Source organism: Demequina sp. (assembly GCF_016278775.1).
GTDB lineage: Bacteria > Actinomycetota > Actinomycetes > Actinomycetales > Demequinaceae > Demequina.
The window spans coordinates 40,597-46,610 of record NZ_JADQBF010000037.1 but is presented as its reverse complement, the minus strand read 5'-3'; the positions used below and the strand labels follow the sequence as shown (position 1 = coordinate 46,610).

Genomic DNA, 6,014 nt, shown 5'->3' with positions numbered 1-6,014 from the left:
AGCGCCACCATTAGCCACGCTGTCACGAGTAGGTGCGCCTTTCGCCCTCCATAGTCGGACAAGCATAACCGAGCGCGCCCGGCATCTGCGCGTGGTGTCTCGCGGCGTACGGTGGGGCCGTAGAAGCGATCGTCGCATCACAATTTGCCCACACTCGGCGACGATGCGGCTTCCGTGGTCGTTTAGGGTTGATGATGTCGAATGATCCCTGATTTCAACGGACGAAGTCAGAAAGTGAGCGGCCCGGTGTCCCCCAGCAATTCCCGGTCGAGTGAACGCCAGTCTGTGGCGCGCGCCGACGGTGCCCCCTCAGTGGCGTCCCTCGTCTTGGGCGGTTCCAGCCGCGCCGACGCTGTCAGCGCGGAGGCGGGCCCTCCGGCAGAGGCAGTGGCCCCCGAGTCTCCCTCAGAAGCACCCGCTCATCAAGACTCCGCCGCGCCGACTTCCCCTCCCAAGCCGACGCCCCCGTCGCCATCCCCTGACCCAGTCGACCCCACGCCTGTGGCAGACGTGCAACACGAGCTCCTGCCCACCCAGCCGATCGCGACCGCGGTGGCGCCAAGCGCTGCCTACCTGCAGAGCCCCGAGCACCCAGCTCTCTTACACACCGACGTCCATCAGGGCGTCGAGCGCCTGCGCGGCACCGCGGCCCGCGTGGTCAGCAACATGGAATCCTCGCTTGAGGTGCCGACGGCGACGAGCGTCAGGACCATTCCCGCCAAGCTGCTGATGGACAACAGGGTGGTGATGAACAACCACCTGGCGCGTACGCGTGGCGGCAAGGTGAGTTTCACCCACCTGATCGGCTACGCGATCGTCGAGGCGCTTGCCGAGTACCCCGCGATGAACGTCTGGTACACCACTCAGGACGGCAAGCCTGCGATGGCAACCCCCAGCGGCGTCAACTTTGGCCTCGCGATCGACATGACCAAGCCGGACGGCAACCGCCAGTTGTTGGTTCCCAACATCAAGGCCGCTGACGACATGGACTTCGCCGAGTTCTGGGATGCGTACGAGAACGTGGTGCGACACGCGCGCTCCGGCACGCTGCAGGCTTCAGACTTCCAGGGCACGACCATCAGCCTGACCAACCCAGGAACCATCGGCACCGTCCACTCCGTGCCGCGCCTGATGACGGGCCAAGGCGCGATCATCGGCGTCGGCGCCATGGACTATCCCGCCGAATACCAGGGAGCGTCCCCCGAGACGATCGCCCGTCTTGGCGTGTCCAAGGTGCTCACGCTGACGTCGACGTATGACCACCGGGTCATCCAGGGCGCGCAGTCTGGCGAGTTCTTGGGGCTGGTCCACAAGAAGTTGCTGGGCCTTGACGGCTACTACGACCGCGTGTTCGTGGCCCTGCGGGTGCCGTACGAGCCCGTGCGCTGGGTCGCCGATGCCGTCGCCGATGAGGATGCCGAGCAGGCGAAGCCCGCTCGCATCGCGGAGCTCATCCACGCGTACCGCTCGCGCGGCCACCTCATGGCCGACGTCGACCCGCTGAGTTCGCGGCCGCGCCGCCACCCAGACCTCGATGTGCAAACGCACGGGCTCACGCTGTGGGACCTCGACAGGGTCTACTCCACGGGGGGCTTCGCTGGCAAGCAGCGCTGGAAGATGCGCGAAGTGTTGGGCCGCCTTCGGGACGCGTACTGCCGCACCGTCGGCGTCGAGTACATGCACATCGCCGACCGCGCGCAGCGGGCGTGGTTCCAGGAGCGCCTCGAACACGGCTACACGAAACCCAGCCGCGAGGAGCACTTGCGGATCCTTGGCCGCCTCAACGCGGCAGAGGCATTCGAGGCGTTCCTCCAGACCAAGTACGTGGGCCAGAAGCGATTCTCGCTCGAGGGCGGCGAGAGCCTCATTCCGTTGCTGGACGCCGTGCTGTCCTCCGCTGCGCGCGCCGGCATCCACGAGGTCTGCGTGGGGATGGCGCACCGTGGCCGCCTCAACGTGCTCGCGAACCTTGCAGGAAAGTCGTACAGCCAGATCTTCTCCGAGTTCGACGGGACTGCCGTCCCTGGTTCGGTGCAAGGCTCGGGCGACGTCAAGTACCACTTGGGCACAGAAGGCGTGTTCACTGCCGACACCGGCGAGACCACCAAGGTGTACCTAGCCGCCAACCCTTCCCACCTGGAGGCGGCCAACCCGGTAGTCGAAGGCATCGTGCGCGCCAAGCTCGACGCATTGGGCGCCGACCCAGCCACCGACGGCTACCCCATCCTGCCGGTGCTCATTCACGGAGATGCGGCGTTCGCTGGCCAAGGCATCGTCCAAGAGACACTCAACATGGCTCAGTTGCGCGGCTACAAGACCGGCGGCACCGTGCACGTCATCATCAACAACCAGGTGGGCTTCACCACCGGCCCGCAGGACAGCCGCTCTACGCGCTATTGCACCGACATCGCCAAGGGCTACCAGATCCCCATTTTTCACGTCAATGGCGACGATCCAGAGGCGTGCGTCCGCGCCGCGAGGCGGGCGTTTGAGTACCGGGAGGCTTTCGGCCGCGACGTCATCGTCGACATGATCTGCTACCGCCGCCGCGGCCACAACGAGGGCGACGACCCCTCGATGACGCAGCCGCGCATGTACGACCTCATCGAGACCAAGCGCTCCGTACGCCACCTCTACACCGAGGCGTTGATTCGCCGCGGCGACATCACCGACGAAGAGGCGGAACAGATGTCGCAGGACTACCTGGCCCAATTGGAGCGGGTATTCCTCGAGACCAGGGAGGGCTTCTCCGGCTCGGAGACAGAGACCGTGGCGGGACTCGAACTGCCGTCCTCGCAATCGTCAGATGCCGGAGTGATGGTGGGCTGGAAGACGTCCGTGTCGCAGAGCCAAATCGAGCGCATCGGCCGCGCACACATGCGACCGCCAGAGGGATTCTCCGTACATCCCAAGCTCGCCAAACTGTTGGAGCGGCGCGAGGCCATGAGCCGCGAGGGCGGCATCGACTGGGGTTACGGCGAACTGCTCGCCTTCGGTTCGCTACTCCAAGAGGGTGTGCCAGTGCGCATGGCCGGCCAAGACACGCGCCGCGGCACGTTCGTGCAACGCCACGCCGTCTTGCACGACCGTTCAACTGGCGCCGAGTGGACGCCGCTGATGTACCTGGCGTCGGACCAGGCCCGCCTCAACATCTATGACTCGCACCTGAGCGAGTACGGATGCCTCGGCTTCGAGTACGGCTACTCGGTGGAGCGGCCGGACGCGCTGGTGCTGTGGGAGGCCCAGTTCGGCGACTTCGTGAACGGCGCCCAGACGATCATCGACGAGTTCGTCTCCTCCGCAGAGCAGAAGTGGGGGCAGTCGTCCTCCGTGGTGCTCTTGCTGCCGCACGGCTTCGAGGGTCAAGGCCCCGACCACTCGTCTGCACGGGTCGAACGATTCATGCAGATGGCGGCAGAAGAGAACATGGTGGTCGCGATGCCGTCCACTCCCGCGTCGTACTTCCACCTGCTCCGCCGCCAGGCGTACAACCGCCCGCGCAAGCCGCTCGTGGTCTTCACCCCCAAGTCCATGCTGCGTCTCAAGGCCGCCGCAAGCGACGTCGCTGACTTCACAGAGGGAACGTTCAGGGAAATCATCGGGGACGACGCCGTGGACGGGTCCGAGGTCACGCGCGTGCTGATGTGCGCTGGCAAGGTGTACTACGACCTGTTGGCACAGCGCGAGAAGTCGGGAGACACCGCGACCGCGATCGTGCGCTTCGAGCAGCTGTATCCCCTCAGTCACGACGCGCTACGCGAGGCGCTCGCGCCGTTCGATGGAGCGGATTTCATGTGGGTGCAGGAGGAACCGCTAAACCAGGGAGCGTGGGCGAAGATCTCCCTGTCGCTGCCCCAAATCGTGGGCCGCTCCATCTCGGTAGTGTCGAGGCCAGCTGCCGCCTCGCCGGCGTCGGGACTTGCTTCGCGCCACCATGAGGAGCAGGCTGACCTCGTGACGAGGGCATTCGACAGGTGACACACGTCTTCTTCGTCGGCGACGAACTCACGGCGGGTCACGGAGACCCCAAAGCGCTTGGCTGGACGGGGCGCGTCGCTGCACGCACCCTGCCGCTCGCTCCGGAGTTGCGTTTTCACACCCTCGCGGTGCCAGGCGAAACCACTGGCGAGCTCACTGCGCGCTGGGACGACGAGGCGCTGAGGCGCATCGGCGACCCCGTACAGGGCGCGGCGCCGAACGCCGTGCTGTTTGCGATCGGTCGCAACGACGTTCACCGGGGAGTCTCGCCCACCATGACCCGACTCAACATCGCGAATACGCTGGATCGCGCGAAGGCGCTCGGCTTCCGCACGATGCTCGCTGGCCCTCCCCCCGGCCACCCAGAGGACCAGCAGGCGATCGCCGAACTGTCCGCCTTGTGCGAGGAATCGGCCGCGCGCAGAGGTGTGCCCTACGTCGACATGTTCGGACCGCTAGCCCGCCATGAGCAGTGGGTGTCAGACATGGCCACCGGCGACGAAAGCCTTCCCCATCAGGCGGGCTACGGACTCATGGCATGGCTCGTGTTGCATTCCGCTTGGCACGACTGGCTAGGCGTCGAGCAGCCCGCGGTCTAACACCCGCTTGCGGAGCATGACAATGGCCCGGCACCGCATGCGGTGCCGGGCCGTTCTTGACTTGAGTTCTGCGTGCCCTAGTGGTCGGAGGCCTCGTGCTCCGCGATCTTGGCGCGGACCTCTTCCATGTCGAGTCCCTCAACGGCGTCCACAAGCTGCTCGAGCGCGGGCGCTGGCAACGCTCCGGCCTGGTTGAAAACCATGATGCCGTCACGGAAAGCCATGAGAGTTGGGATCGCGGTCACGCCGAACTTCGCGCCGAGCTCCTGCTGGTCCTCGGTGTCTACCTTGGCGTGCACAATGTCCGTCTTCGTCTCTGAGCTCGCCTCGAAGATGGGTGCGAAGTTCTTGCACGGACCGCACCACTCGGCCCAGAAGTCGACGAGGACGATGCCGTCCTTCGAGACGACCTCGTCAAACGTGCTGGTGGTCAGGTCGATCGTTGCCATGCTTTCCTTCCCCTCGGGCGTTTGCCCGACTAGAACGTAACCAAGTAACCCCTGGGGGGTATTCCCCGGGAGTCTACGCCGACGGCACACGAAGGCCCATGAGGGGCTCGCGAAGTCTTGCGAGAAGTCCCCGGCGCGGATGGTGGAAGCCTTACCCCCACAACCTGCACACTGGAGGCATGACCGATATGGCCGAACTGCCTTCTGAACCCACAGGCTGGCTCTCCGACAGAGAACTTGACCATGTGCGCTCCGAAATGCCCATCGTCTACGTCAACGTCGTGCCCGTCCGGGTAAATTCCACCGGCGAGATCACGGAAGTGGGGCTCCTGCTACGAGCAGACGAAGGCGTCATGTCGCGAGCCCTCGTGGCCGGCCGAGTGCTGTTGCACGAGACGATCCGCGACGCGATCGTCCGCAACCTCGAGAAGGACCTCGGCCTCGCGGCACTGCCGCGGGTGCCGATCTCTCCCACGCCCTTCGCCGTCGCGGAGTATTTCCCGACGGAGGGGTTCGGCACGTTCCATGACTCGCGGCAGCACGCCGTCGCCTTGGCATACGTGGTGGCCATTGACGGCGACTGCGAGCCGAGCCAGAACGCCCTCGACATTGTGTGGCTCACCCCGGAGGAGGCCTCCAGCGACGATGTCGTGGAAGAGATGGCGGGGGGCCAACACGTCTTGCTGCGCCACGCACTCGCCCACTGCGGGGCGATGCCGTCCTAGTCCCCTTCTCCCACCTTGGGAAAGGGGCTCAGCGAGAAGACCGACTCGAGCGGGAGCTCAAAGTAGGCCACGATCTTGAGCGCCATGGGAAGGCTAGGGCTGTACTCGCCGCGCTCGAGGTACCCCACGGTCTGATAGTGGATCCCCACCGCGTCGGCGAAGTCCCTGCGTGAGATGCCTCGTTCGAGCCTGACCTGTCGAAGGCGATTGTGGACGGCATCGTCCTTGGCTGGCGCGGCCATCAGCACCACCACCCGCGATCC

At 65.5% G+C, this 6,014-nt stretch carries 5 protein-coding genes; 3 read left to right on the top strand and 2 right to left on the bottom strand.

The window, feature by feature from the left end:
• Window positions 1-201: 201 nt before the first annotated feature.
• Window positions 202-3,978 (top strand): multifunctional oxoglutarate decarboxylase/oxoglutarate dehydrogenase thiamine pyrophosphate-binding subunit/dihydrolipoyllysine-residue succinyltransferase subunit, encoded by a 3,777-nt coding sequence (locus QZZ33_RS05750; protein WP_291378805.1) that lies wholly within the window; start codon window positions 202-204, stop codon window positions 3,976-3,978.
• Complete coding sequence (locus QZZ33_RS05745; RefSeq protein ID WP_291378804.1) at window positions 3,975-4,577, top strand: GDSL-type esterase/lipase family protein; 603 nt, start codon at window positions 3,975-3,977, stop codon at window positions 4,575-4,577. Before QZZ33_RS05750 ends, QZZ33_RS05745 begins: the two co-directional genes overlap by 4 nt.
• 77 nt (window positions 4,578-4,654) lie before the next feature.
• On the opposite strand, the gene trxA is transcribed toward QZZ33_RS05745, so the two are convergent.
• Complete coding sequence (gene trxA / locus QZZ33_RS05740; RefSeq protein ID WP_291378803.1) at window positions 4,655-5,026, bottom strand: thioredoxin; 372 nt, start codon at window positions 5,024-5,026, stop codon at window positions 4,655-4,657.
• Window positions 5,027-5,205: 179 nt separating this feature from the next.
• Between trxA and QZZ33_RS05735 the strand changes: the two genes are divergently transcribed.
• Window positions 5,206-5,751, top strand: a complete 546-nt coding sequence (locus QZZ33_RS05735) for a DUF4916 domain-containing protein (protein ID WP_291378802.1) — start codon at window positions 5,206-5,208, stop codon at window positions 5,749-5,751.
• Here the strand turns inward: QZZ33_RS05735 and QZZ33_RS05730 are convergent.
• Window positions 5,748-6,005 carry a helix-turn-helix transcriptional regulator gene (locus QZZ33_RS05730; RefSeq protein WP_291378801.1) on the bottom strand — a complete coding sequence of 86 codons (258 nt, stop codon included), beginning with the start codon at window positions 6,003-6,005 and terminating at the stop codon, window positions 5,748-5,750. The two genes, QZZ33_RS05735 and QZZ33_RS05730, sit on opposite strands and share 4 nt — an antisense overlap.
• Window positions 6,006-6,014 lie beyond the last annotated feature (9 nt).

Bases quoted from the DNA above. Each gene is read 5' to 3' on its own strand.
- trxA (WP_291378803.1), bottom strand. From the start codon at position 5,026: ATGGCAACGATCGACCTGACCACCAGCACGTTTGACGAGGTCGTCTCG.
- QZZ33_RS05750 (WP_291378805.1), top strand. From the start codon at position 202: ATGATCCCTGATTTCAACGGACGAAGTCAGAAAGTGAGCGGCCCGGTG.
- QZZ33_RS05735 (WP_291378802.1), top strand. From the start codon at position 5,206: ATGACCGATATGGCCGAACTGCCTTCTGAACCCACAGGCTGGCTCTCC.